The 26,361-nt window shown below is 69.7% G+C and carries 25 protein-coding genes and 1 riboswitch; of the genes, 14 read left to right on the forward strand and 11 right to left on the reverse strand.

Features of this window, described 5'->3' with window-relative positions:
* Positions 1-21: 21 nt before the first annotated feature.
* Entirely contained in the window at positions 22-2,565 is a 2,544-nt protein-coding gene (locus tag NG1_RS28715) for a helix-turn-helix transcriptional regulator (RefSeq protein WP_062975972.1), read from the reverse strand.
* A gap of 119 nt (positions 2,566-2,684) precedes the next feature.
* Here NG1_RS28715 and NG1_RS28720 point away from each other — a divergent pair, with 119 nt between their 5' ends.
* The gene (locus NG1_RS28720; RefSeq protein ID WP_062975974.1) at positions 2,685-3,887 is read left to right on the forward strand and encodes a styrene monooxygenase/indole monooxygenase family protein; all 1,203 of its coding nucleotides are present in this window, start codon (positions 2,685-2,687) and stop codon (positions 3,885-3,887) included.
* Between the two features lie 14 nt (positions 3,888-3,901).
* Here NG1_RS28720 and NG1_RS28725 read toward each other — a convergent pair whose 3' ends face one another.
* The gene (locus tag NG1_RS28725) at positions 3,902-5,158 is read right to left on the reverse strand and encodes a cytochrome P450 (protein WP_210750922.1); all 1,257 of its coding nucleotides are present in this window, start codon (positions 5,156-5,158) and stop codon (positions 3,902-3,904) included.
* Positions 5,159-5,617: 459 nt separating this feature from the next.
* Here NG1_RS28725 and NG1_RS28730 point away from each other — a divergent pair, with 459 nt between their 5' ends.
* From NG1_RS28730 to NG1_RS28750, 5 genes are all read left to right on the forward strand, one after another.
* Positions 5,618-6,013, forward strand: coding sequence for a hypothetical protein (locus tag NG1_RS28730; protein ID WP_062975976.1), 396 nt, complete (start codon positions 5,618-5,620; stop codon positions 6,011-6,013).
* Between the two features lie 83 nt (positions 6,014-6,096).
* A riboswitch (TPP riboswitch) is annotated at positions 6,097-6,211 on the forward strand.
* Positions 6,208-7,572 (forward strand): purine-cytosine permease family protein, encoded by a 1,365-nt coding sequence (locus NG1_RS28735; protein WP_062975978.1) that lies wholly within the window; start codon positions 6,208-6,210, stop codon positions 7,570-7,572. It overlaps the preceding riboswitch by 4 nt.
* Positions 7,573-7,593: 21 nt before the next feature.
* Positions 7,594-8,421, forward strand: coding sequence for a DUF72 domain-containing protein (locus NG1_RS28740; protein ID WP_062975980.1), 828 nt, complete (start codon positions 7,594-7,596; stop codon positions 8,419-8,421).
* Between the two features lie 5 nt (positions 8,422-8,426).
* Positions 8,427-8,915, forward strand: coding sequence for an SLOG cluster 4 domain-containing protein (locus NG1_RS28745; RefSeq protein ID WP_062976026.1), 489 nt, complete (start codon positions 8,427-8,429; stop codon positions 8,913-8,915).
* Between the two features lie 199 nt (positions 8,916-9,114).
* Positions 9,115-9,948, forward strand: coding sequence for an alpha/beta fold hydrolase (locus NG1_RS28750; RefSeq protein WP_062975982.1), 834 nt, complete (start codon positions 9,115-9,117; stop codon positions 9,946-9,948).
* 18 nt (positions 9,949-9,966) lie between these two features.
* Here the strand turns inward: NG1_RS28750 and NG1_RS28755 are convergent, their stop codons facing one another.
* The 6 genes from NG1_RS28755 to NG1_RS28780 all read right to left on the reverse strand — a co-directional run bounded on the left by NG1_RS28755 (position 9,967) and on the right by NG1_RS28780 (position 14,636).
* Positions 9,967-10,290, reverse strand: a complete 324-nt coding sequence (locus NG1_RS28755; RefSeq protein WP_062975984.1) for a ribbon-helix-helix domain-containing protein — start codon at positions 10,288-10,290, stop codon at positions 9,967-9,969.
* Complete coding sequence (locus tag NG1_RS28760; RefSeq protein ID WP_062975986.1) at positions 10,283-10,561, reverse strand: hypothetical protein; 279 nt, start codon at positions 10,559-10,561, stop codon at positions 10,283-10,285. Before NG1_RS28760 ends, NG1_RS28755 begins: the two co-directional genes overlap by 8 nt.
* Before the next feature lie 34 nt (positions 10,562-10,595).
* Positions 10,596-12,113, reverse strand: coding sequence for a DUF4153 domain-containing protein (locus NG1_RS28765; protein ID WP_245660105.1), 1,518 nt, complete (start codon positions 12,111-12,113; stop codon positions 10,596-10,598).
* A gap of 209 nt (positions 12,114-12,322) precedes the next feature.
* Positions 12,323-13,366 carry a HAMP domain-containing sensor histidine kinase gene (locus tag NG1_RS28770; protein WP_062976030.1) on the reverse strand — a complete coding sequence of 348 codons (1,044 nt, stop codon included), beginning with the start codon at positions 13,364-13,366 and terminating at the stop codon, positions 12,323-12,325.
* Positions 13,367-13,404: 38 nt separating this feature from the next.
* On the reverse strand, positions 13,405-14,100 hold the full coding sequence (locus NG1_RS28775) for a response regulator (RefSeq protein ID WP_063910466.1): 696 nt from the start codon (positions 14,098-14,100) through the stop codon (positions 13,405-13,407).
* 86 nt (positions 14,101-14,186) lie between these two features.
* On the reverse strand, positions 14,187-14,636 hold the full coding sequence (locus NG1_RS28780; protein WP_084499266.1) for a MarR family winged helix-turn-helix transcriptional regulator: 450 nt from the start codon (positions 14,634-14,636) through the stop codon (positions 14,187-14,189).
* A 227-nt stretch (positions 14,637-14,863) separates the two neighbouring features.
* Here NG1_RS28780 and NG1_RS28785 point away from each other — a divergent pair, with 227 nt between their 5' ends.
* The gene (locus NG1_RS28785) at positions 14,864-16,228 is read left to right on the forward strand and encodes an MFS transporter (RefSeq protein WP_247611456.1); all 1,365 of its coding nucleotides are present in this window, start codon (positions 14,864-14,866) and stop codon (positions 16,226-16,228) included.
* A 10-nt stretch (positions 16,229-16,238) separates the two neighbouring features.
* Here NG1_RS28785 and NG1_RS28790 read toward each other — a convergent pair whose 3' ends face one another.
* A complete protein-coding gene (locus NG1_RS28790; RefSeq protein WP_062975990.1) occupies positions 16,239-17,375 on the reverse strand; it encodes a lipase family protein in 1,137 nt (378 codons plus the stop codon).
* A gap of 111 nt (positions 17,376-17,486) precedes the next feature.
* Here NG1_RS28790 and NG1_RS28795 point away from each other — a divergent pair, with 111 nt between their 5' ends.
* From NG1_RS28795 to NG1_RS28815, 5 genes are all read left to right on the forward strand, one after another.
* Positions 17,487-18,116, forward strand: coding sequence for a TetR/AcrR family transcriptional regulator (locus NG1_RS28795; protein ID WP_062975992.1), 630 nt, complete (start codon positions 17,487-17,489; stop codon positions 18,114-18,116).
* 74 nt (positions 18,117-18,190) lie between these two features.
* Positions 18,191-18,895: an endonuclease/exonuclease/phosphatase family protein gene (locus NG1_RS28800; RefSeq protein ID WP_245660106.1), complete on the forward strand. Its 705-nt coding sequence runs from the start codon at positions 18,191-18,193 to the stop codon at positions 18,893-18,895.
* A 145-nt stretch (positions 18,896-19,040) separates the two neighbouring features.
* Positions 19,041-19,568, forward strand: coding sequence for a hypothetical protein (locus NG1_RS28805; protein ID WP_063910467.1), 528 nt, complete (start codon positions 19,041-19,043; stop codon positions 19,566-19,568).
* Positions 19,569-19,918: 350 nt separating this feature from the next.
* On the forward strand, positions 19,919-20,491 hold the full coding sequence (locus NG1_RS28810; RefSeq protein WP_062975998.1) for a copper chaperone PCu(A)C: 573 nt from the start codon (positions 19,919-19,921) through the stop codon (positions 20,489-20,491).
* Positions 20,484-21,695: a Dyp-type peroxidase gene (locus NG1_RS28815; RefSeq protein WP_062976000.1), complete on the forward strand. Its 1,212-nt coding sequence runs from the start codon at positions 20,484-20,486 to the stop codon at positions 21,693-21,695. The genes NG1_RS28810 and NG1_RS28815 overlap by 8 nt, the downstream gene beginning before the upstream one ends.
* A gap of 85 nt (positions 21,696-21,780) precedes the next feature.
* Here NG1_RS28815 and NG1_RS28820 read toward each other — a convergent pair whose 3' ends face one another.
* Both NG1_RS28820 and NG1_RS28825 read right to left on the reverse strand, forming a co-directional pair.
* Positions 21,781-22,935 (reverse strand): transcription termination factor Rho, short form, encoded by a 1,155-nt coding sequence (locus NG1_RS28820; RefSeq protein WP_062976003.1) that lies wholly within the window; start codon positions 22,933-22,935, stop codon positions 21,781-21,783.
* A 663-nt stretch (positions 22,936-23,598) separates the two neighbouring features.
* Entirely contained in the window at positions 23,599-24,561 is a 963-nt protein-coding gene (locus NG1_RS28825; protein WP_084499268.1) for an ABC transporter substrate-binding protein, read from the reverse strand.
* A 215-nt stretch (positions 24,562-24,776) separates the two neighbouring features.
* Between NG1_RS28825 and NG1_RS28830 the strand changes: the two genes are divergently transcribed.
* Together NG1_RS28830 and NG1_RS28835 are read left to right on the forward strand one after the other, a co-directional pair.
* Positions 24,777-25,538 carry an enoyl-CoA hydratase gene (locus NG1_RS28830; RefSeq protein WP_062976038.1) on the forward strand — a complete coding sequence of 254 codons (762 nt, stop codon included), beginning with the start codon at positions 24,777-24,779 and terminating at the stop codon, positions 25,536-25,538.
* Positions 25,539-25,833: 295 nt separating this feature from the next.
* A complete protein-coding gene (locus NG1_RS28835; RefSeq protein ID WP_062976005.1) occupies positions 25,834-26,355 on the forward strand; it encodes an SRPBCC family protein in 522 nt (173 codons plus the stop codon).
* Positions 26,356-26,361: the final 6 nt, after the last annotated feature.

Consider the following 26,361-nt stretch of genomic DNA (forward strand, 5'->3'; position numbering starts at 1 on the left):
CGAGTGCCGACGGTGCTCGCCTCAGCGCCGGGCGCGCTGCGGTTTGCGCGCGGCCTCCTCGGTCACCTCGGCCTGCCGGTCGTCGGGCACGAGGGCGCGGATGTCCTCTCGCGAGCCGATCATCAGTTTTTGCAGGATCGCCGCCATCTGGGCGTCGACCGTCTTGAACGAACTGCCGCGCCGGGCGGCGATGGCGGTGTTCGTCCAGCCCGCCGCCGCCAGCACGGCCACCTCCTGTTCGGCGGCCGACAAGTCCTCCCAGTGCGAAGGACGGTGCCGCCGGACCGGATGCTCGACGGGTAGCCGGTCCAGCGACAGCTTCCCCAGCGCCAGCTGTGCTACCTCGCCCAGTTCCGGCCGCAGTAACGCACCCTCGCGTTCCGCCTCCGCGAAGGCGGTCTCTCCGAGGACCGCCCGAGCGGTGTCGGCGGCGATGTCGGTTTCGGTGGCGAACGGGCCGAGATTGGCGATGTCCACACCGATCCTGTCCCGCAGTGTGGCACCGCCACCGGTCAGTCGCGCGACTTCGCGCGCCCAACCCGTCACCGCGGCGGAGCGTTCGCCGTCGGTGTCGCGGATCAGCCGCGCCAGTGCCCAGCCGCGGATGTGGACGGCCCATACCGCGCCCCATTGGTCGCGCATCGCCAGCTGAGTGGTCAGCGACGCGTGCGTCACGGCGAGCGCTTGCTCCGGGTCACCGTGTTTGGTCAGCGCGATAGCCCGGGCCAGGCCGACCCAGGACGTCGCCCACCGCGCCCCGGAGCGCTCGGCGTGCTCCAGGTGCCGCCGGGAGATCTCCAAGGCCTGCGCGGGTGTGCCGAGCAACGCCGCGGCCAGCGCTTCGAACAGTTCGCTCATCGCGGCCCCACCACGGTCGCCGTCGACGGAGAACTTCTCTCGCGCGCGGGCCAGCACCGCTATCGCGCGCACGTCGCGGTCCACCAGCATCATCTCGGCACCTCGGGCGAACTCGACCGGGGCGGGCAGACCGAGGTCGCGGTCGGGCTGCTCGCGCCAGCCCGCCCGGGCGGCGCCGTCGGGCGCGCACAGCACCACGCACTCGTCGAGCGTGCGTTCGGCGTCGTGGTGCAGGCCTTGGCACAGGCTGATCCATGCGATCAGCGACATCGTCGTGACCTGCAGCGGCAGCGGCGGCGGGTCGAGTTCCCGGCTGGCGGCCAGCGTGCGCTCGGCCCAATGGCGTGGTTCCCGCAGCGAGCCGGTGAGGAACGGGCAGCGCAGCGCGATCAGCCCGGCGGCGATCTCCAGCCCGACGGCGGCCTCCTCCGCGGTGGCGAGGCTGCCCGCCATCGCGCACAGCAGGTTGTCCCAGGCTGCCCGCGCCCAATCCAGCAGCCGCTGTTCGTCCGGGCCGAACCACCCGGCTCGGGCGGCGACGACCTTGTCGCGGTAGTAGCGCCGGTGCGCGCGCGCCAGCCGGGCCGGTTCACCGCCGCGTTCGCTCGCGCGCTGCTGCGCGAACAGGCGAACGCTCTCCAGCAGCGAATACCGCACGGTGGTCGCCGTCAGATGCACCGAGACCAGCGATTGGTCCGCCAATCGCTCGAGCAGGCCTTCGATCTCGGCGCGGGCCAAGCCGTCCGGCTCGTCGTCGGCGCAGACCGCCTCGATCGCCTCCAATTCGGCGCCGACGTCCGATTCCGCCGCGTCCGCGTTGTCGTGGTCCACGTCGTACCCGGCCGCGAACACCGACAGGCGGTCGAACAGCAGCCGCTCTTTGTCCCCGCACAGGTCGTAGGACCAGGCTATGACGTCGCGAATGCCTTGGTGGCGCGCCTCCGCACCGACCCGCGGACCATGCGACCAGCGCAGCCGCCGGTCGGTGGCCTCACCGCTGAGGTCACGCAGGATCATCGGCAGCGGCTGCCGCAACAGCCGCGCGGCGGCCAGCCGGATGTAGAGCGGATGGTTGTGCACGTGACGGCAGATCGCCACCGCCAGCTCGGTCTCGTCGTCGGCGACGGCGTGCCCGGTCAGACCGGCGCGGGCGCGGAACAGAGCCAGCGCCTGTTCCCGCGACAGCGCGGGCACCGGCACCAACTGCTCGTCGACCCATCCGATCGCCTCGCGGCTGGTGGCCAGCACCGTGAGGCCCGGCGCCGCCTCCAGTAGGTCGGCGATCACCCGGCCCGCGCCGTCGAGGACGTGTTCGCAATTGTCCATCACCAGGATCGTCTGCAGGGTGCGCCCGACCGCGTCGCGGCGGCGCAGCGTGTCCAGCACCGCCTCCCACGCCGAGCGTCCGGAGAAGTCGGCGTCCATCAGCGAGCGCGCGACCTGTTCCTCGACCGCCGCCGCGTCGGCGTTACGCGAGAGCAGCGCCAAGCGCACCCAGTGCACCGGAACACGGCGCGCCTTGTGGAACCGGTGCACCGCTTCGGTCGCCAGCCGTGTTTTGCCGATGCCGCCCGCGCCGATCAGCGTGACCAGGCGGGTCCCGCCCAGCAGCGCCATCCCGATCCGCTCCAGCTCACGTTCGCGCCCGACGAAATCACTGGCGGCCGCGGGTGGGAAACCCGGACTCGACGCACGTCCTACCGACACAACAGTGCAGCGTAGTCCGGCCGCATCCGGAAATTCGCGGGTCTCTACCGATGTGCCGCGCCCACCTATACGCGGACTATTGCGCTGTCGCGGTAGTTCACGACCGGAAGGACACGAGGGTGGGACAGATACTGGTACTCGGGGCGGGCGAATGCGGATTACCCCTCGCCCATCGTCTGCTGCGTGGTGGCCGGGCCGTCACGCTGGTGACCGATCGGGACGCCGATGCGGTGCTCACCGGCACGGTGACCAGCACCCAGGTCAAGTTCCCGCCGACGCTCGACCTCGAATCGGACCTCGGCCTCGGCTTCTGGCGCTCGAGCGCCCCGAACATCGAAGGCATCCGGTTCACCATGGCCGTCGACCGGGCGACGGTGGTGACCTGGGCCGGACGATTCACCCGCCCCGCGCAGAGCGTGGATCAGCGGACGGTGTTCGCGCGCTGGCTCGGCGAGTTCCTGGCCGCGGGCGGCGACCTGCGCATCGCCGAGCCCTCGGTGGCCGAACTCGACCGGGCCGCCGCCGACTACGCCCTGACCGTGGTGACCCGCGCCGGTCGCGACCTCGCCGGCTGCTTCGAGGCCGATCCGGCGTGGCCCACGCCCGCCGCCGCGCTGCGGCGGCTCGCCGTGCTGTACCTGGACGGTGTCGAGCCGGACCCGGAGGGCCTCGGCTCCTACACCGCGCTACCCGAGCACGGTGAAGTGATCTCCTATCCCGGCCTCACCGGACGGCCGGGGCAGGAACGCCGCTGCGAGATCTTGCTTTTCGAGGCGCGGCCGGGCGGCGCGCTGGACGTATTCGACCAGCACGGCACGCCGGCACAGCGCTGGTCACTGGCCAGGCGACTGCTGGAGGCGCACCTGCCCGCCGAACTCGCCGAGCGCTACCGGCACGCGGAACCGACCGACGCCGGGGCCACGCTGGTAGGGGCGGTGACCCCGGTCATGCGCCGTCCGGTGGGCACCCTCCCCTCGGGACGGCCGGTGCTGGGCGGAGGCGACGTCGTCTGCCGGATGGATCCCGGTGGCGCGCAGGGCGCCAACAACGCCGTGCACTGCGCGATCCGCTACGGCGAGGCGATCCTGCACGACCCGGACGGCCCCTATGACCGCGCGTGGATGGAATGGGCGGCCGCGCCGTGGCTGACGGCTGTGGCGCACCCCGCCGCGCGGTGGACGGCGACGGTGCTCGATCCGCCCCCTGCCATGCAGGAGATGATGCTCGCCGCCCGGGACGAACCGGCCCTGGCCGACGCCTTCGCCGACACCTTCGCGCGACCGGCGAACCTCGCCCGGCTCGCACCGAAAGTGCCGTCCTGACCGATTACCGGATCTCAGGATCGCCAGGGCTGCGTTGCCGGGAAGACAACCGGCAGTGCGGCCAGGGCACGGTGGAAAGGCCCTGGCCGCCACGTCAATTCGCGCACGGGCACGGCGGGCCGCAATTCCGGCAGCGCGTCCAGCAGCTGGTCGACCGCATCCTGGGCGATGAGATAGGCCGGGCTGCGGGCGGGGCACGCGTGCGGTCCGGCGCCCCACGCCAGATGCGACCGGTTGCCGCTGTGGTTGTGCCCGCTGATCGCCGGGTCGTTGTTGCAGGCGGCGAAACTGATGACGACCGGTTGGTGGGCGGGCAGCCAGAAGTCATCGATCAGGATGGGCTGGCGCGGATAGGTGACCGAGAAATTGGCCATCGGCGGGTCGGTGAACAACACCTCGTCCAGCGCGTCGCGAGTGGACAGGCTGCCGCCGAGGACGTCGCCACCGAACCGGTCGTCGGTGAGAATCAGCAGCAAGGTGTTGACGATCAGATTCTGCAGCGGTTCGATTCCCGCGCCGTAGAGCACGACGAGCTGGTGGATCACCTCCGCGTCGTCCAGGCCGGCCGGATGCCGCAGCAGTCGTGTGGTGATGTCCCGGCCCGGCTCGGCGCGCTTCAGCTCGATCAGCCGCAGCAGGGCGGTGCCGAGCATGCGGTTGCCCTCCTCGGCGTCCACGCCGTCGAATACGGCGGCGGTCGCGACGGCGACCTCTCGCCCGATCTCCGGCGGGCAGCCCAGCAGGGCGTTGATCACCTCGAAGGCCAGCGGAAGGGCGTACTGGGACACCAGATCGGCGCTGCCCGCCGTGCCGAAGGCGTCGATCAGCCCGGCCGCGATCCGCTCCACCGTTTCGTGCAAGGCGTGCAGGTCGACGGCGTTGATGCTCGCGGTGTTGACCTGCCGGTAGCGCGCGTGCGCCTCGCCCACGCTGCGCATGGCGTTGGGGCGCCACTCCAGCACCGGCAGCACCGGGCAGTCGGCGGGGACGGTCGCCTGCCAGGCGCGCGGGTCGGCGGGAAAGTGCTGCGGGTCGTGCATGATTCGCACGGCGGTGTGGTAGCTGAGCACCAACGTCGCGGGCACGCCGGGGGCCAGCTCGACCGGCGCCATCGACCCGTAGCGGGCCCGCATGTCCCGGTAGGCGCGATGCGGATCGGTCGCGAATTCCGGCGAATACAGCGGTATCCGCTCGATCCGGTGGTCGATGGGCGAACCGTGGTGTGCGCCGGATTCGTTGATGGTCCGGTCGAGATCTCGGGGCGTGGTCAAACGCGTGACTCCCACAGTAGAAGCGTTTTCGGCGAGCGCGGATGAGCGAACTCGGCGCGGATCGTCGCGACGCCGTCGTTCGGTCCATGCGGTGCACCGCTGGGCCGCGTCTTCTCGACGGTGCAGCGGCTCGCCACACAGGATGGTCGCGTAGGTAGGGTCCGGACATCGGTAGTGGCGGCCTGCCTGCGGCGATGCGATCACTCGTCCGCGCGGCATCCGCCCTCTCACCGGCCACGGTCACCGGCAGCCGCGCGCGGCTTCGTCCGCGCTCCCGAACCCGTTGGTGATGCTGAACATTCGCTGAAGGCGGTCGGGCCGGTCGAGCGGTCGGGTGCGCTGTGAGATACAGGCCGCGTGCTCGCATCGCCGGGAGCACAAGCACTTCCACGCGCGGAGGGCTGGTGTATAACTTCCATCGGCCCGGTCGACTCCACCGACAAGCGATAGCGAGACACGATGCACGGTTACCTGAATCAGGTGTCCCAAGGCACGACCCCCTCCGGCTATCCGACGCGTGAGCCCGAGACCCACGCGGTCGCACCGCCCCGCCCGGCGGATCTCGTCGTCAGCGCACTGTTGTGGTTCCTGCCCGCGACGCTGGCCGCGATGTCGACCATCCTCGCGCCGTGGTTCCTGATGGCGGGGGGCATCTGCGCGTCCAAGCCCGAGTGCCGGGTCGACACCAGCGCGGGCGTGTGGATCATGGTCGGGGGCGGGATCGTGGGATTCGCCGTGGGGGTGCTGCTCTCGAGTATGGCGGCCCGGCAGGGGCGGGCGTTGTTCCCCGGCGCGCTCGTAGGTGCGGTGCTGGTCGTGCTGGCCTGGTTCGCCGCCTCGTTCCTCATGGGCTGAAACGCCGGGCGGCCGGATGAACGTCCGCCCCGGCTCTTCTCCCCCGGCAAGGAAAATTGGCGCGGGTGTACTATTCGCCGGAATCACCCCACCGCGGGAGCTCGGGTACGGCCGGGCTGAGAGGGCGAACCGCACGCGTCGCCGACCGCATGAACCTGTCCGGGTAATGCCGGCGTAGGGAGAGCGTTTCCTTCATGTCGTCATCGACCCGCGCGAACGCGCACGAAGCCCCCCTGACCCTCGACCAGCCCGCACCGAAAGTGCTCTCGTTCTGGGACCAGAGTGCGTTCTGGGCCAATCTCGGCGTCAGCCTCTTCGCCTTCTCCGGGGCGTACACGGTGCTCGCGCCGAACGCAGAGGGGGCCGCGCAGCTCTCGATCGCGGCCGGAATCCTGGCGACCGTCCTGGGCACCCTGGTCGGCGCGGCGATGCTCGGCGCCGCGGCACTGACAGGTGCGCGCACAGGACAACCCGCGATGGTCCTGCTGCGCGGGCTGTTCGGCGCGAAGCTCAGCTATCTGCCCACCGCGCTCAACATCGCTCAGTTGATCGGCTGGGGAACGTTCGAGCTGATCGTCATCGGTGACGCGGCCGAGGAACTGTTCGGCGGCGGCCCGCACTGGCTCTACGTGGTGGCCGCGGGGGTACTGACGACGGTACTCACGATCTGGCCGCTCGGCTCGGTGCGGTTGCTGCGCAGATTCGTCACCGCCGGCGTCGTGATCGCCCTTGTCTGGTTCTACGCGCAGTTCTTGCGCGCCGGTCTGCCCGATCTGCGGGCGAACCCGGGCCCGAGCGGGGGCGGCCCGTTCGGCGTCGACTGGAACCTCTTCTGGGTTGCCACCGATGCCGCCTTGGCCGTCTCCATCTCGTGGGTGCCGGTCGCCGCCGACTACACCCGGCACGCCCGCTCCGGTCGCTCGGCGTTCGGCGCGGCAGGCGGGGCGTACGCGCTCACCCAGATCATCGCCTACGTCCTCGGCCTGTTCGCGCTGGCGCTCGCGACCGGGGAAGGCGGACCGTACGCGCCTTTCCTGCACGTGAGCCTCGGTGCGGTGTTCTTCTTCGTTTTCGTGCTGCGAGAGGCGGATCAGTCCTTCGCCAATGTCTATTCCACCGCCGTCTCGATTCAGAATCTCGCACCGCGCGTCGATCGCCGGGTGCTCTCGATCGGCCTCGGTGCCCTGATCACGATTCTGGCTCTGCGGTTGAACATGGCGAACTACTTCGGCTTCCTCGGGCTGATCGGCTCGGTGTTCGTGCCACTGCTCGGCGTGCTCGTCGCCGACTTCTTCTTGCGTGCCCGCCGCGAGTGGAACACCGCAGCGGACGCGCCCGCGCGCTGGGGCATGGTGGCCGCCTGGCTGAGCGGGTTCGCCGTATATCAACTGGTCAACCCGGGTGACGCCGGTGCGTGGACGAGATTCTGGGACGGCGTTCGCCAGGTTGTGCACTTCACCGGGCAGGCGTGGATGAGCGCATCGCTGCTGTCGTTCCTGGCGGCGCTGGCGGTGGCCTGGCTGGTCGGCAAGGTGACGGCGAAGACCACATCGGCGTAGTGAATTTGCCACCATGGAGAGATGGGCCGGATCAGGATCGGTACGTCGGGCTGGGTCTACCCGCCGTGGCGCGGAACGTTCTACCCCCGGGGCCTCGCGCACAAGCGCGAATTGGCCTATCTGTCGGAGCGACTCGACAGCGTCGAGATCAACGGCTCGTTCTATTCGTTGCAGCGCCCGTCCAGTTACCAGAGGTGGGCGGAGCAGACGCCGGACGACTTCCTGTTCGCGGTGAAGGGCAGCCGCTTCATCACACACATGAAGCGGCTGCGCGACGGTGACGAACTGCTGGCGAACTTCCTCGCGTCCGGCCCGCTGGCGCTCGGGCCCAAACTGGGCCCGATTCTCTGGCAGCTGCCCCCGACCTTCCGCTTCGACGCCGACGTACTGGACGGCTTCCTGTCCCGGCTCCCCCGCAGCACCGAGCAGGCCGCCGAGATCGCGCGGCGCCACGATCACCGCGTCGACCCCGCGCACACCAGCACCGATGCCGACCGGCCGGTGCGGCATGCCCTGGAAATCCGGCACGACAGCTTCCTGACCCCGGCGTTCACCGATCTGCTGACCCGTCACAACGTGGCCCTCGTCGTCGCCGACGCCGCGGGAAAGTATCCGCTGCTCGAAGAGGTCACCGCCGACTTCGTCTACATCCGGTTGCACGGGCACGACGAGCTCTACGTCAGCGGATACACCGACGAGGGCTTGGACATGTGGGCGGAGAAGATTCGTTCGTGGGCGGGATCGTGCGACGTCTACACCTATTTCGACAACGACGCGAAGGTGCGGGCGCCCCGCGACGCGATGGCGTTGCGCGAGCGCCTGGAACCGGTCGTCCGGCCCGCGGGGTGAGGCCGGTGCGGCAGGTCGCGGTCTGCGGACCGAGAGAGTGCACGCGGCGGGAAGCGGAGTGGGCGCGCGCGGTCGGCGGGCTCTTGGCGCGAGCGGGGGTGACCGTGCTGTGCGGTGGCGGTACCGGCGTGATGGCCGCGGTCGCCGCCGGCACCGCCGAGGCCGGTGGGCTCGTGATCGGCGTGCGTCCGGACACCGATCGCGGCGCGGTGTGTCCCGGATTGTCGGCGGTGCTGTTCACGAACATGGGTGAGGCGCGCAACGCGATCCTCGTCGAGTCGGCGGACGCGGTGATCGTCATCGGCGGCTCGTGGGGCACGCTGTCGGAGGTCGCGCTCGCGCGGCGGCGCGGCGGGATTCCGGTGGTCTCCCTGGGCGGTTGGGAGATTCGCGACGTGAACGGGCGACCGGTGGCTGCCACGGTGGTCGCGGCCGACCCGGCAGACGCGGTGCGCCGGGCGCTGGACGGGATCGCGCAGGCCGAGCAGACCTGATTCGGTCGCGACGAGATCCTCCTACGCCCTCCGATTACCCTCCGCCACAGTTATTTCGGCATGCCGCTGCCCGGATATGGTCTGACACAAACCTTTCCGATCAGGCAATCTTGCGTGCCATGCAAGTTTCGTTACGGTGGAGACGCCGGTCATCCGGGATGCACTGCGGCAACTGTCCCTTCTTCCAGGAGCATTTCCGATGGACGCACCGTCCCAGCACACCCTCGCCGTCCCCGGCGCCACCCTCTACTACGAGGTCCGCGGCGCCGGACCGCTGTTGTTGCTGATCCCCGGCGGCAACGGCGACGCAGGGACTTTCGACGGCATCGCCGAACGTCTCGCCGACCGCTACCGCGTGGTCTCCTACGACCGGCGCGGTTTCACCCGCAGCCCCCTCGACGGACCGCCGGACGATCGCGTGGTCACCGACGGCCTCGACGCCGCGGCGCTGCTCACGCACCTGACCGACCAGCCTGCCCACGTGCTCGGCAGCAGCTCGGGCGCGATCGTGGCACTCGAATTGCTGCGCGCCCGGCCGGAACTGGTGCGCACGCTCGTCGCGCACGAACCACCGCTGGCCACGCTGCTGCCCGATGCCGAGAAATGGTTGACCTTCCTGGACTGCATCCACCAACAGAGCAGGAGCGAGGGCACGTCCGCGGCCATGGCGGCGTTCGCCAAGGGGATCGGTCTGCGGATCGCGCCGCCTCCGCCGGGCGGGCAGCTGCCGCCGCAAGCCGTCGATATGGTGCGGAGGATCCAGCGCAACCTGGTGTTCTGGATGGAGCACGAGCTGAGGCAGTACCCCCGCTACACCCCGGATCTCGCGGCGTTGCGCGCGTCGGCGGACCGCCTGGTGCTCGGGGTCGGGCGCGAATCGCGAGGCACCTTCCCGGCACTCCCGAACGCCGCGCTCGCGAAGGAACTCGGGCTGGACCTCGTCGAGTTCGCGGGCGATCACGTCGGTTACCGCAGCGCACCCGACGAGTTCGCCGCCCGGCTCGACTCGATCCTCACCCGCGACGACCGGTGACGCCGTCGCGGCGGCAGGTCAGGCCGACTGCCGCAGCGGATGCAGGGCAGCCAGTGCCCGCAGGGCGTCGGCGCGCGAAATGGGCTGATCGTTCTCCAGGGCGGCCAGCTCCAGTTCGATCCAGTCGCGAATGAGTGCGGACATGGTCACGTTGCGCTGCTCGGCGGCCTTCTTGACGCGCTGGTGCAGATCCAGCGGGATGCGCAGCGACGTGGTGACGGTGACCGTGTCCTCGGCGCGCAGCGGCGGGGGCAGCTCGGCCGGGTCGACGGGCGCGTCGCTGTATTCCAGACCGGACAGGAAGTCCCGGACGTCCTCGGGTTTCGTCGGATAGTCAGTCATCGGCGTGCTCCCAACGCTCGAGTTCGGCCACCTGGGCTTCGGTCATCTCGACCGCGCCCAGGATGTCCCACTGCCAGCCTTCGGTGCGGCGGACAGCGACGATGAGCGGCCGGCCCGTCTCGGTTCGGCCCCACACCGTCAGGACCGCGAGTTCGTTCCGGCCACGCGCCCGCCGAGGCCATCGGCGGGTGCCCATGAGCACCTGCAGCACTTCGCGAGGGTCGATCCCCACCAGCGACAACAGTGCCCACTCAGGCCAGTTATAACCCACGATCAGCGATAATACAAGTGTATTGCACGGGAGTTCACCGTGCTCTCGCCCGCGACAGATTCCAGCTCTGCCAGGGGTCCCCGTCGAGGTCCGCGCGCAGCCGGGCTCGCACCTGCGTGCGCAGCGGCTCGGGGAGCCGATCGGTCGCGGGCAGGATGTCCGGCGAGAGGGTCACCAGGTATTCGGTGTCCAGCGTTTTGCCCCGCTGCCAGCGATCGATGTTCTTTTCGGCGATCAACCGCTCCGGGTCCAGGACGGCCAGCGCCAGCAGCGTCGCCATCGCGGTGCCCGCCACGGCGCGCGGCAACCATGCCCGGCGCAGCCGCAGGACCGCGGCCGACACCAAGACGTAGACCAGGCCGAGCCACAGTTCGCAGACTTCCACCAGCAGGCGCAGCACCGTGAACCCGTAGGCCTGCTGGTAGGTCCACATCCGGCCGAGCGCCGAGGCGACGATCACCAGCGCGAGCACACTCACCGCCACCAGCAGCCCCCGCAGCCACCACCGGTCGGCGGCGGTGTCCTGGGCCGCCCAGCGCAGCACGACCATCAGCACCGCGAGGGTCAGCACGGTGACGGCCGACAGTTGCCAGAAACCGGTGCGCGCGTATTCGGCGTAGGTCAGGCCCGAGGTCTCCTGGACGTAGTCGTCGCCACCGAAGAGCACCACGAACTGGGTCGCGACGAACGCCGCGAACAGGACCGCGAGCGCACCGACCGGCAGCGCCCATTCCGATCGGCGCAACGTTCGCCCGGCCACCGCCGCTGTGGCGGGCGGCGGTGGGCCCGCCAGCAGGAACAGCGCGCCGAGCGTGCCGAGACCGGCCACCGCGAAAAGTGCGAACCAGCGCGCCACCGACGGCATGTCCACCTCCGGCGTCACGGTCTCGAGCAACGCCGCGAACATGGCGTCGGCGCTGCCGAGCAGCGGAACGAACACCGCGAGCAGCGCGACGGTCACCGCTGCCGACAGCCCGAGCCGCCGCGCACGCGGCGCGTTCCCGCTACGCACGCGGGCGGTACCGGCGTATGCCCACGGCACGGCGGCAGCCGCCGCGAGCCAGACGGCGAACGCGTCGTAGAGGATGCCGTTCGCCGAGCGGCGTGCGACGACCGCCAGCGAACCGGCGACGCATGCCGCGATCACGCACAACGCGAACAACCAGCCCGCGGCGCGGACAGCACCTACCGCGAGCAGGGCGAGGGCGAGCGTCGCCCACCACAGCCGCCCCGCGTTGAACCGAGGAGAACCGGTGCGGGCCGTCTGTCGTCCGGACGTCGCCTCGACCGCATCATCGCTCGTCGTACTCGCCGCTCGCCCGCGGGCATTGCGGTCGACGAGGAACACCGCCGTCGCGGCGACACCGGCCGCGAGGAGCCACCCGATGCCGGGCCGGTCCCAGTGGATCAGAACCGCGGCGGCCGATCCGGAGACGAGCGCGGCGAGCGCCACCCCGGGAGGGCAAGCGACCCCTCGCCACTTGGACGGACGCGGGGGAAACATCGGCCCGGCCACCGGCGGGCCGGTCTTCTCCGCGCGTGCGTCGGCCACCGCGACCCCCGAGCGCCCCGGCGGCGCACACACCGATGCCTGCGTGGCGGGGACCGCGCTGGAATCGGCTGCGGATGGCGCGGATGCAGTTGACACCGGGTCGGGCGCCGACGCTGATTCGGGTTCTGGAGGCATGGATCGTTCCTTCGATAGGCGTGCGGGATCACCCCGGGGCCGCGCCTGCGGTCCGGGTCGGGTGGTGTGGCAGATCAGCGTCCGGGCAGAACCACCCGGATGCGGGAGCCGGGATCGGCGACCGCGATGGTGCCGCCGTGCAGGTCGACCACCCACCGGGAGATGGCCAGGCCCAGTCCGGTACCTCCGCCCGGGGTGCGCCCGCCTCTGGTGAACCGGTCGAACACCTGCGCGCGTTCGGCGAGCGGAATGCCGGGGCCGTCGTCCTCGACGTCGATCACGACCTGGCCCTGCGATGCGCGCACGGCCAGGCGGACCTCCCCGCCCGCGGGCCCGTGCCTGGCGGCGTTGTCGAGCAGGTTGAGCAGCACCTGATGCAGGCGGGCACGGTCGGCGTACACGCGGGCGGCGCCGGGCAGCACGTCGGTGCGGAAGCGCACGCCGCGTCCGAGCGCGGCGGTCATGACCTCCGCTTCGGCGACGACGTCGGCCAGCAGCGGCGCGATCGGCAGATCCTCACGATCGAGCGGGAAGGCGCCCGCTTCGATGCTGGAGAGGTCGAGCAATTCCGAGACGAGCAGCGTCAGCCGTTCGGTCTGGGCCAGCGCGGTGCGCAGGGTCGCCGGGTCGGGTTGGGAGACGCCGTCCACCAGGTTCTCCAGCACCGCGTGCAACGCCGTGATCGGGGTGCGCAATTCGTGCGAGACGTTCGCGATCAGATCTCGGCGTTGCCGGTCGGCCGCCGCCAGGTCGGCGGCCATCTGGTTGAACGCCTCGGCGAGTTGCCCGACTTCGTCGCGCGAACTCGCCCGCACCCGCAAGGTGTAGTCGCCGTGGGCCATCCGCTTCGCCGCCGCGGTCATCTCCCGCAGCGGCCTGGTGATGCCGTGGGCGAGGAACTGCGAGGTTATCAACGCGATCACCACCGCGGTGAGCGTGGTGCGCGGCGGCAGCCACCCGATCTTGAATCGGAAGAACCCGAACGCGACACCGCCGGAGCACAGCATGAGGATCGCGAGCTTCAGCTTGATCGACTTCACCGGGTCCAACGGCCGCGGCAGCAGCTCGGCCACCCCGTCGCCGAGCCTGCGCCACTCGCCGGAAACGGTGCCGGACATCGTCTTCCGCACCCGCGGCGCGTTCTCGGGGCCGGCGCTCATCGGGCTTCCAGGGCGTATCCGACGCCGCGCACGGTGCGGATCAGGTCGGCGCCGAGTTTGCGGCGCAACGCCTTGATGTGACTGTCCACCGCGCGGGTGCCCGACGCGTCGGACCAGTCCCAGACGTCTTCGAGCAGTCGCTCCCGCGCCAGCACCATGCGCGGACGCCGGGCCAGCCGGGCGAGCAGATCGAATTCCAGCGGCGTGAGCAACGCCTCCACCTCCGCGCGCCAGACCCGGCGCTGGTCGACATCGATGCGGAGGTCACCGACCAGGATCGTCGCGCCGTCACGGTCGGCCGCCCGGTCCATCCGGCGCAGCAGCGCGTGCACCCGGGCGGCGAGCACGCGCAGCGAAAACGGCTTCGTCAGATAGTCGTCCGCGCCGACGCCCAAGCCGACTAGCTGGTCGGTTTCGTCGGCGCGCGCGGTCAGCATGAGCACGGGAACCGCGCGGCGCGCCTGAATGCGACGGCACACCTCCAGCCCGTCGAATCCCGGCAGCATGACGTCGAGCACCACCAGGTCCGGGTCGACGGTCTCGGCGGCGGCGACGGCCGAGGGGCCGTCGTGTGCCAGCTCGACGGTGAACCCCTCCGCCCGCAGGCGCGCCGCGACGGATTCGGCGATGGTCATCTCGTCGTCCACGACCAGGATCCGCCGCACGGGGTGCGCCGGTGCGCTGTGTTCCATGCACCGAACCCTAACCACCGGTTGTGGAGAGAACCGGCGTCATTTGTGGAGATTTCGTGTACGTGGGCGGGCGGTGCGGCACGCGTTCACGGCCGGGGCCATGGACGCTTGTCGATGCGTTCGATGTCGGTGTTGAACCGCTTCAGGAATCCGGCGAACGCGGCGACGTCCTCGGCGGTCCAGCCCGACAGCACGCTCTCGAGAGCGCGGACGTTGTAGGCGCGTTCGGCATCGAGCTGGCGCCCGCCCTCGGCGGTGAGGCGGAACTTGCGCGCCATGCCGCCGTCCGGATCCGGAATGCGTTCGACGAGACCGGCTTCGCGCATGACGGTCGTCTGGCGGTGCAGCGTGGAGGTGTCCAGACCGAAGGCGTCGCTGAGTTCGCCCACGGACATCGGGCCCTGCACTCGCAGCCTGCTCAGCACCGTGTAGGCGCTGCGGTCGAGGTGGCCGCTGCCCCGGCGGGCCTTGGCGCTGAGGCTGTGCCGCCCCAGCAGCATGGTTTCGAACTCCACCGAAGATACGGGCTTGTCCACACAACGCTCCTGCCGATATCCGCCGCTACGGGCTCATCTCCGCACCTATACCACACCCACCTACCCGGACCAGCGCATTTGCATAATGCAATTCTTGTGCATATTGCAATCAATATGTACTGTACACAGATCGAAGAGAGAGGGAGATCCGCGTGGCAGCACCATCGGAAGTCCGGTCCGAGGGCATAGTCGGTGTCCTCGCGGCGGCGGGCATCGTCGCCGCCCTGATGCAGACCTTGGTGGTGCCCCTGATCGGGGACCTCCCCCGACTCCTGGGCACCACGCCGTCCAACGCCTCCTGGGTCATCACGGCGACACTGCTCGCCGGTGCGGTGGCCACGCCCATCACCGGCCGCCTCGGCGATCTCTACGGCAAGCGGCGCATGCTGCTCGCGTGCACGGTTCCGCTCATCGGCGGATCGCTGGTCTGCGCGCTGGCGACCTCGGTCGTGCCGATGATCGCCGGACGCGGCCTGCAGGGCATCGGCATGGGCGTCGTGCCGCTGGGCATCAGCGCGTTGCGGGACCTCCTGCCCACCGAGCGGCTCGGCACATCCATCGCGGTGATGAGCGCCTCGATGGGGATCGGTGGCGCGCTGGGCCTTCCGATCGCCGCCGCGGTCGCCGAGAACGCCAGCTGGCGCGTGCTGTTCTGGGGCTCGGCCGTGCTCAGCGCCGGCGTGGCCACGCTGATCTGGCTGCTGGTGCCCGCCATCCCGGCGCGCGGAAACGGCGGGTTCGACGTACTCGGCGCGCTCGGTCTGGGCACCGCGCTGGTGTGCCTGTTGCTCGCGGTGTCCAAGGGCGCCGACTGGGGCTGGACAAGCGCAACCACCCTCGGACTGTTCGCGACCGCGATCCTGGTCCTGGCGGTCTGGGGCTGGTGGGAACTGCGAACCGCCGACCCGCTGGTGGATCTGCGAGTGACCGCGCGCAAGCAGGTGCTGCTGACCAACGCGGCCTCGATCGTGGTCGGGTTCGCCATGTACGCGCAGTCACTGATCATCCCGCAGCTGCTGCAACTGCCGGTGGTCACCGGTTACGGCCTCGGGCAGTCCATGCTGGCGATGGGATTGTGGATGGCCCCCGCCGGCCTGGTGATGATGGCGGTTTCCCCGCTGGGCGCCCGGCTTTCGGCCGCGCGCGGCCCGAAGGTGACGCTCATCGTGGGCAGCATCGTCATCGCCCTCGGGTACGGCTCATCGGTCCTGCTGCTGGGATCGACCTGGGGTCTGCTCGTCGTGACGTGCGTGTGCAGCGGTGGCGTCGGCCTCGCCTACGGCTCCATGCCCGCGCTCATCATGGGCGCGGTCCCGCTGTCGGAAACCGCGTCGGCCAACAGCTTCAACACTTTGATGCGCTCGATCGGGACCACGGTGTCCGCGGCGGTCGTCGGAGTCGTCCTCGCGCAGATGAGCACCGGGCTCGGCGGACACACCATCCCCACCGAGGCCGGTTTCCGCACCGGGCTGCTGATCGGGTGCGGCGTCTCCGTGCTCGCCGCACTGGTCGCGCTGGCCATTCCGGTCCGCAAGCCCACCGAGCCGCCGCGGGACACCGCCGAACTCGAGCCCGCGGCCGCGCGCGCCTGAGCGCTCCGGCTCAGGCGAACAGGCGCGCGACGAACGGAATGCTGTGCGGCAACGAAGCGGCCATCGTGGCGCTGTGATCCTTCCCCGCGTACACGTGGATGTCGGGCCGGACACCGTGCGATTCCAGATCGATGACCAGCTTCGCGGTCAACGGGGCGGGGACGTCGGTGTCGTTGGTGCCCTGCCCGATGAACAGCGGCCGGTCGTATCCCGTCAGCGGGACGTCCATGACCGGGCGGGCCGTGGCGACGAGATCGCCATCGGCGAGCGGGCGGGAGAACAACTGGTCGACCGAGATTCCCTGCGCGCGATCGGCGAGCGGCTGGAAGCACAGCGACTCCGCGGCGGTCGCCAATTGCTTGCCGACCGGGCTGAGATAGCTGTCCAGATCGAAGCCTGGTCGCGCCGCCTTCAATCCGTTCATCACATACGCGATATAGGCGGTGAGGTGCGCGTTGCCGATCGCGGGCACATCGGGTCCGAGGAACGAAGCGGCTTCGACGATATTGGAGGCGGGGCCGGTGGCGACGGCGCCGCGATAGTCGAGGTCGGGTGCGTATTCCGTGGCCAGTGACGCGGTGAACACCGCGGCGCCGCCGCCTTGCGACTGCCCGATCGCCACCCATTTCGACGACAGTGAATCGTCGGCCGCGCGAGCCGCACGCACCATGTCGATCGCCGCGTGCGCCTCGGCACGTCCGTCCAGGTACGCGTGCGGTCCCGGGGTGCCCAGACCGATGTAGTCGGTCGCGACGACGGCGTAACCCTGACGCATCCAGGTCGCCAGGTAGTCCAGGTCGCGTTTGCTGCGGCCCGCGGTGGAAGGCGCGCATTCGTCGGCGAGGCCGACCGTTCCGTGTTCCCAGGACAGCACCGGCCAGCCCCCGCTCGGCGGCGCGCCCGCGGGCACGAAGACGGCGCCGCTGGACAGCGCGGGCTGATCGTCGGAGGTCCGGGTCCAGTACGTCAAGCGACGGGCCGAGCCCGCGCCCTCGATCCAGAGCGGTTCGGGCATCGTCTCATCGGTGGCGACCGTGCCCGGCGCCGCCCCCGGCCCCGCGGGATCGGCCACCGCCGGACCCATCTGCGCCCCCGCACACAGCAGCGCCGCCATGGCCACGGTAATTCCCGCACGTCGCACCGACATGGGCGTCACCTCTCGATCGTCGGTTTGGTGTCTCGATGAGACACTGTAACCCGGCAATCGGGTAATGTGTCACTTTGAGACATCAACGACATCGCGAAGAGAGCTGCGGACATGACGGGCGTGAACGGTCCACGCGAACGCGAGAAGACGCGAGTGCGCCGGGAGTTGGTCGAGGCGGCGCTGCGGCTGTTCGAACTACACGGGTTCGAACAGACCACCGTGCAGCAGATCGCCGACGCCGCGCAGGTCTCGCGGCGCACCTTCCATCGCCATTTCCCCTCGAAGCTCGCGGTGGTCTTCAGCCACGAGGAAGATTTGATGGCGCAATTGCTCGCCGCCGTCGACCGGCGCCCGGTGAGTGAATCGGTGCTGACCGCGCTGCGCGCGGCATTGCGCGACTTCCTGCTCGACGAGCAGGAAGCCCCGGCACGCCACCGCCAAGCGGACACGGCGCGCCGGGCCAGGCAGCTGCTGGTCGGCAACCCGGAATTGCGCCGGGAGAACTTCATCGGCGCCCTCGGACGCCAGCGCGCGATAGCGCTGAACTTCGCGGCCCGCGCCGGGCTCCCCGACGGCGATCTGCGGCCGCAGCTCACGGCCGCGGCCTGTTTCGCGGCCTTCGGCGTCGGCCTCGATCACTGGATGATGGGTGCGGACCATTCGATTCCGGCCCTGCACCGCATCCTCGATCGCGCGGTGGCCTCGCTCCAGCAGGGAATCGACATCCAGGGCGCGGGCTGAGCGCGGCGAGGGCGGCGCAGCCCGCGCCGTAACCCGTTCCACCCGGGTCGCATACCATCGCGAAGGTGATCACGGTGGCCACTTGGAACGTTCTGCATCGCGTGCACGCCGAGAACTGGTACGAGGACGTCGCTACCCGATGGCCGGACGAGGGGGCTCGGATCGCCGCGGTGACCGCGCGGGTGGCCGAACGCACCGAACGGATCATCGCGTTACAGGAGGTCAGCGGCGATCAGTTGGCCGGCCTGCGAATGGCGCTGCCGGGCCGGACGATCCACGCGATGCGGTATCAGCGGCTGCCGACACCGCGGCGCGTCCCCAGCTCTCTGCTCGACGGCGGCGAATATCTGGTCGTGGTCACCGCCGAGCCGAGCCGTGAAGTCACCGCCGAATCCTTTGCCCAGGACCGCGGTAAAGGCGCTCTCGTCGTCGACGCGGGTGGCCTGACCGTGATCGCCACCCACGTGACCGGTGACCGGCGGCGCACCGACCAACTCGCCCGCCTGGCCGAACTCGCCACCGACGCGCCGCAGAACGCCGCAGTGCTGCTGGGTGACTTCAACACCGACCGCGCCTCCGTCGCCGCCGGGTTGGGTGACGCCTTCGTCGTCGCCGAATACGCCGCGGGCGCGATGCCCACCCGCCCGCGCGATTCGGGCCCGAAGTCGCAGTACATCGACCACGTGGTGGTGCACGGCGCGACCGTCACGGCGGCGGCGGTCGACGACGTCGGCGGGGTATCCGACCACAACCTCGTCCACGCGGCCCTCACGGTCTGAGCGGGCCGCCGTCGCCGTTGCGCTGCAGAGATATTGCGCACCGAGCCGACTCGTCCGAACAGCCCGGACTCGCGGCAGACCCGACGGCAGGGCTCGAACTCGATCCGATGCCGGTCACCGCTACGACAGGAAGTAGTATGAGCCGGTGGACAATCCGGCGGTAGTAGCGGCGCGGATGCGCGGCGCGTTCGTCGGATCCGCGGCCGGGGCGGTGAGCATCGCGGCGCACGCGCTCGGCGGCGGCGCGCTGTCTCCCGGCGCCGCACCGATCGCCCTGCTGATCGCCGCGTGCGCGGCGGTGGGCGTGCTGGCCGGTACGCGGCCGCATCGGCGTGGACCGGGCGAGATCATGGCGACGCTGGCGGTGGGGCAAGCCGTCGCACACGTCGCATCCACCCTGTCGGCCGCCGATCACCACCACGCGAGCACCACGTCGGCGATGCTCTTGACGCATCTGGCGGCCGTTCCGCTCGGCGCGCTGCTCATCCGCGCCGCCGAACAAGGTGTGCTGCGAGCGGTTTCCGACGTGCGGCACGCGGTGCGCGTGCTCGCCGACGGGCCCAGCGCACCGGTCCGGCTCGGCTCGTTCGCCTTCGGCCGGGCGCTGCCTCGTCCACGGCGCCTGCTGCTCGGTTCGGGCTCCGGTCTGCGCGGTCCACCACTCCGGGCCTGACCTCTTCCTCGCGCCGGTGAACGTCGCGGGCTCACCGCCTCGCGACGCGAATCGGATCGACTTCGTCCACGCGGCTCGAAACCCTGGATTCAGCGAATGTCACGGCAGTTCGTGGCACGGCGCAGCGGTTCGCCACGAGATTCGTGGAGCCGCAGTCTATTTAGACGAGTCCCCAGTGGTTGCGGCGTTCGGGAGAACGCCCGCCTCGGCCGGTCCGGTGATGTCCCCACGAGTCCGCTGCGCCGCCGAGAGCACCCGGTCGGAGACCGGCAGGCCCACCGGCGGATCGGTCGACGCCTCACGCCTCGTCGGCGCACCACACCACATCGCGCGAAACTTCCGGAGTTCTCATGTTTGTAGATACCTTCACTGCACCACCCATCGCTCGCCTCCTGCGTGGCGCGATCGCCGCCGCGGCGGTGCCACTTCTGCTGACCGCGTGCTCGTCGGCCGACAAGACCGACACCGTCGCATCAGCCGATGCCGTGACGATTGCCGACCAGTGGGTCAAGGCGGCCGACAGCGGGATGTCGGCCGCGTTCGGCGACCTGATCAACAGCGGCGACACCCCCCGCACCATCGTCTCGGCCACCAGTCCCGCCTCCGGCCGGATCGAGCTGCACGAAGTGGTCACCGACGCGAACGGGACGAAGGCCATGCGGCCCAAACGCGGCGGATTCGTCGTCCCCGCGCACGGCCGCACCCAACTGCGGCCCGGCGGCGACCACATCATGTTCATGGACCTGCACGGACCACTGCGCACCGGATCGGAGACGTCGCTCACGCTGACCTTCGACGACGGCTCGAGCACGACATTCACCGCCCAGGTGCGCGACTTCGCGGGCAACCAGGAGAATTACGTGCCCGATCACGCGGGCGGCGAGTCACACGCCGGCGCGCAGACCCCCGCGCACGGTGGCTGAGCGGAACGGACCGCGACCCGCACGGATCAACCGGCGGCGCCTGCTGGGCGGCGGTGCCGCCGCGGCAGGCGTCGCCGGTGCCGGGCTCGGCGTCGCCGCCCGCATCCGACAGCGGGGGCCCGATCCGGCGCCGTGGGACGCGGCGGTGCCGTTCTACGGACCGCACCAAGCCGGGATCGATACCGTGGCGCAAGCGCACGCGGCGTTCGTCGCATTCGATCTGAGGGCGGGAGTCGGCCGCGAGGACCTGGTCGGACTGCTGAAGATATGGACCGGTGACGCCGCCCGGCTCACCCAGGGGCGGCCCGCCCTCGCGGACACCGAACCCGAACTGGCGCAGCGTCCGGCGCGGCTCACCATCACCGTGGGTTTCGGGCCCGCGGTGTTCCCGGCGGCCGGCCTCGCGCACCGCAGGCCGTCCTGGTTGCGGCCGTTGCCCCCGTTCCCCATCGACCGGCTCGAAGCCGCCTGGAGCGGAGGCGATCTGCTCCTGCAGGTGTGCGCGGATGAGGCGACCACGGTGTCGCACGCGGTGCGTGTGCTGTGCCGGAGCGTGTCGTCGCTGGTCACCGTTCGCTGGGTGCAGCGTGGATTTCGCGATGCCGCGCCGGGCGGGACGCCGCGCAACCTGATGGGCCAGGTGGACGGCACGGTGAACCTCGCTCCGGGCACACCGGAGTTCGCCCGCCTGGTGTGGGACGACGGCGCGACCCAGCCCTGGCTGAGCGACGGTACCTCGTGCGTGCTGCGGCGGATCGCGATGACGTTGGACACCTGGGACCGAATCGACCGAGAGGAAAGGGAACTCACCATCGGCCGCACCGTTGCCAACGGTGCTCCGCTGACCGGAACCGACGAGTTCGACGAACCGGACTTCACGGCCGTCGACGCGAACGGGATACCGGTCATCCCCCCGTCGTCGCACATCGCTCGGGCTCATCACACGCACGACGGCGAGCGTTTCCTGCGTCGCGGCTACAACTACGACGACGCGCCCGCGCCGGGCGGGATCTCCAACTCGGGTCTGCTGTTCGCCGCCTATCAGCGCGACGTGGACACGCAGTTCGTTCCGGTGCAGCGCAGGCTCGCGGAATTCGACGCGCTCAATGTGTGGACGACGCCGGTCGGTTCCGCGGTGTTCGTGATCCCGCCCGGGGTCGCGGCACCGGGCGGTTATCTCGGGCAATCACTGTTCGAGGCGTAAGACGTGTTCGGCGCCCGGTGGGGCGCCGAACACATCAGGTCGGCAGAACACACCTGCAAGGCATCTCGTCGAACAGCGCATCGTCTCAGCCCGCGTTGCGGATCTGGGTCAGGAAATCTCCATTGGTCTCGGTTTGCCTCAGGCCGGTCAGCAGCAGTTCGAGCGCTTGCTGCGGGTCGCGGCCCGCCAGTGTCTTGCGGAGGGATCGAGTGGCGGCGAGCTCATCGGCGGTGAGCAGCAGTTCCTCTTTGCGGGTGCTCGACCGGTCGATGACGATCGCGGGGAACAGCCGGCGGTCGGCGAGGTGCCGATCGAGCTTCAGTTCGGCGTTTCCGGTGCTCTTGTACTCCTCGAAGATCACGGTGTCGGCCAGCGAGCCGGTCTCGACCAGCGCGGTGGCGATGATGGTGAGCGAGCCGCCGTTCTCGATATTGCGGGCGGCGCCGAGGAATTTCTTCGGTGGCGCGAGCGCCCCGGCGTCGACGCCACCGGAGAGGATCCGGCCGGACCCGGCGGCCGCCAGGTTGTAGGCACGGGCCAGCCGGGTCAGCGAGTCCAGCAGCACGACCACGTCGCGGCCCATTTCGACGAGACGTTTGGCGTGTTCGATGGCCAATTCGGCTAGGGCGATGTGTTCGCGGGCCGGCTGGTCGAAGGTCGCGGCGGCGACCTCGGCAGGCACCGCGCGGGACAGGTCGGTCACCTCTTCCGGGCGTTCCCCGACCAGTACCAGCATCAGGTGGCACTCGGGATGATTCTTGGCGATGCCGTGCGCGATGGATTGCAACGCGGACGTCTTGCCCGCCTTGGGCGGTGCGACGACCATCGCGCGCTGGCCCTTGCCGATCGGCATCATCAGATCGGTGACGCGAGTGATCAGCTCGTGCGGCTCGGTCTCCAGCCGTAGCCGGTCCTGAGGATAGATGGGAACCAAGTCGGCGAAGTGCGGTCGCGACCCGGCATTGCCCGGAGGCAGGCCGTTGACGCGGTCGACTCCGACCAGCGGTGCGAGTTTCGCGCCTTCCCGCTTGGCTCCGACTGTGCCGGTGACGATATCGCCGCGGCGAAGGCCGTACTCGCGGATCGAGCGCGCGGGCACATGAGCATCGTGTGGTCCGGGCAGATACCCGTCGACGTGCAGCGAGGCATGGTTGTCGGTGATATCGAGGATGCCCGTGACCGATGTCGTGCGGTTCTCTCCGGTTGCGTTGTCTTGTCTGCGAATAATGTTGTCCTGCATGGATTTACTCCTGGTGAGTGGTAGATGCGGCGGGTCGCCGTGAATGACGCCTGCTGGGAATGACGCTCGCTGCGGCGCGCCGATGTGCTGTGTGGCCGGAGCCATCCGGTCCGAGCGCGGTGCCGTGGGCACGGCATGCGAGACCGCCGTGGCGAATGTGGACTCTTGTGGGAGGGAACTGTCACCTACATCCACAAGATGGAGACCGCACCAACAGTAGCGGCACCAGTGACAACACGCAATGGCGCCCGATTGTTCCAGTGGTCGATCGGATGAGCGTCGCCATGATCGAACCAGTGCGACCACGTCGCATGAATCGCTCGGCAGGCGAAATCGGGCATACGTCCAAATCGCGGTTCGATGTCCCCCACCAGGCGGTTTGCGCTTTGTCCGGTGAGATTCGGTCCTGCGGTGGTGCGGGGCGTTCCTCGGACGCTCGGCGGACGAGGTCGTCGGCGAGGAGCACCTGCGGCAGGTCGGGGCGAACGCGTGGGTCGTCGTCGATGATCGAGAGGTGCGGGCCGGACCCCGACAGGAACCGCCTGTCGCTCTCCGAATAACTATGCGGCAATCGCAAATACGCCAGACGACGCTCGGCTCCGCATCGAGAAATCCGACAGGTCAGGCTCTCGCGGCACAGCGGAGCCCGACCTGTCTTGCGCACTACTTCGGTGCGTACGGGTTGTATTCGTTGGTGTAGAACTTCGACGGATCGAACGAACCGGTGATCGCGCCGGTATCTCGCAGCCAAGCCTCCCAGCGCAGAAAGTCGGCGTCGGTGATGACGCCGCTGGCGGCGGGCACTCCGACCGACAACCAGTACTTCACCGACGAGGCGTCCTCCCCCGATCGCTTCCGCTTCTCGATGATCTCGGTGAACTTCGCGATCACCTGGTCGCGCGGGGTCGTCTTCTGCCATTCGATGGCTTTGGCGACCCCGTCGACGAATGCCCGGACAGTGTCGGGATTCTCGGCGATGAAGTCGTTGCGGAAAACGTACTGACCGCCGTTGAACGGACCGAATTCCTCGTAGTCGGTGAACACCGGACGGAGTCCGCCGTTCGCGATCGCCCGCTGCTGGAACTGCCCGCTCAACGCGGCGACGTCGACCTGCCCGCGCCGAACGGCGTCCTCGGTATTCGGCGGTGGCAACACCACCAGCTGAACCGACTTGATCTGTTGGTCGTCGAAACCGACCTTCTTCAACGCGGTGTGGATATCCGCCTCGGACTGGCCGCCCAGCGTATTCACGCCGATCTTCTTGTCCAGCAGATCTTTCGGAGTCTTGATCGGGCTGTTCTCGGGAACATAGAACCCGGTGAACGTCTTCTCGTCGGACCCGTAGTAGTTCACCACGGCCGTAATCGGCGCGCCGCCCTGCGCCAGCTTGGCCACCGCGCCCCCGAACGCACCGCCGAAGTCGACCTGACCGGTCGCCGCCGATTGGATGTCCTGCGGACCGCTGATGGTATTGCCTTGCCACTCGAGCTTCACCTTGCCGTCGAAGAAGCCGAGATCTTCCGCGAGTTCCGGAATGACGACTTGAGACGCCCAACCTTGATAACGCAGGACCGGCACACCGCCGGACGTACGGACCTCCCCGCCGCCGCATGCGGTCAGCAGCATCGCCACCGTTGCGGCGACTATCGCGCCGACCAGAAACCTGCTGTGCGCTCTCACGCTCACACTCTCCTCGCTAGCAGCAACGCACTGACGCGTCGCAGTCCAGCGATCGTTGAGCACGGGCGATCTCGCGTCCATGATTGTCTTCGGCGCGATTCGAAAGCGGCGATCAGCACGTGCGTGTCCACCGGCCGCGCCCGGGCGCCTACGATCCGGTCATGGCGGAGATCAGCACAGAACGGCGGGACAAGGTAGCGGTCATCACCGTGCACGACCCGGATCGGCGGAACGCGTTGACACCGGAGCTGTCCGGACAACTGGCCGCCGCGGTGACCGAGGCCGAGCGCGATACCGGCGTGCACGCGGTGGTCGTCACCGGAACCCCGCCTGCGTTCTGCGCGGGCGCCGATCTCAGCGCGCTCGGCGAGGCCCGCGAGCAGGGACTGCGGGTGATCTACGACGGATTCCTCGCGGTCGCGCGGTGCGCACTGCCGACCATCGCGGCGGTCGGCGGCGCGGCCGTCGGCGCGGGACTCAACTTGGCCTTGGCCGCCGACGTGCGGATCGCCGGCCCCCGCGCCCGGTTCGACGCCCGGTTCCTGCGGCTCGGCATTCATCCGGGTGGCGGGATGACCTGGATGCTGCAACGCGCCGTCGGGCCGCAGCGGGCCGCCGCGATGACGCTGTTCGGGGAGATTCTCGATGCCGAGGCCGCTCGCGACGCCGGTTTGGCGCACCGGGTGATCGATGGTGACCACGACGCGCTGCTGGACGGCGCGGTCGAGTTCGCCGCGGCCGCGGCCGACGCGCCGCGCGACCTGCTCATCACCACCAAGCGCACCATGCGCCACACCGCGAATCTGGCCGCCCACGCCGACGCGGTCGACGCCGAGATCGTGCCGCAGGTGGCCTCTCTCGAATCCCCCGAATTCGCCGCGCGACTGGCGGCGAAGAAGGCCGAGATCGGCCGATCGAGATGATCCGGCGGCGCTCGTGCGGCGGGGGCCGGCCGCCGAGCGCGACCCCGGTAGGCGGCCGGACAGTCGAGGAAGGCGAGTTCCGGTCCCGCTGACCTCGTCGGACTCCAGCGACAACGGCGAATCCGGTTTGGTGTATCCGGCGGCGGGTAGCCGCTTCGAGACCGCATGGGACATGCGCGGCAGTTCTTGCTCCGCGTCCTCTGCGACCGACGATTCGTGCTGCTGACCCACAGGGCACGGTGCTTCTCGTGCGCGTCGAAGTGTCGGGCGACTACGGAGAGCAACAGGAGGCCCCATGCACTACATCGATGACACCAAACATTTACTGAGCGACCTCGTAGGGTGGCTGATCGAGTCGGCGAGCAGCTATTCGAGCAGCCAAACCGTGACCATCGCTCGCCCGCGAGCCGAAGTCGAGCGGTTCTGGCGCGACCCGGCGAACCTGTCGGAGGTACTGGGCGATGTCGCCGAGGTCAGGTCCACCGAACCGTCGATCTACGAGTGGACGTTGCACTCCGGCACCGACGGGCGCACGACCTGGAAGACCACCCTGCGCGAGGAGGACGGGCACCTGCGGTTCGTCGGCTCCGACGACGAGGACAGCGCCTCCGCCCGTGGCCTCGAGGTCGACCTCGGCTTCCGGGACGCGCCGCGCAACCTGGGCACCGAAGTGACCATGCGGGCGCGGACCCCCCTGCCGGACCTGCTGACCGGCGCGGCCATGTTCACCGCCCTGTATCGAGCCCGAGCCCGGCTGCAGACCGGCGAAATGCCCACCCTCGCCCACAATCCGAGCGCTCGCTCGTCGGCTCGGTGAACAGGA

The sequence above is a fragment of the Nocardia gamkensis NBRC 108242 genome, assembly GCF_001612985.1.
Lineage (GTDB): Bacteria > Actinomycetota > Actinomycetes > Mycobacteriales > Mycobacteriaceae > Nocardia > Nocardia gamkensis.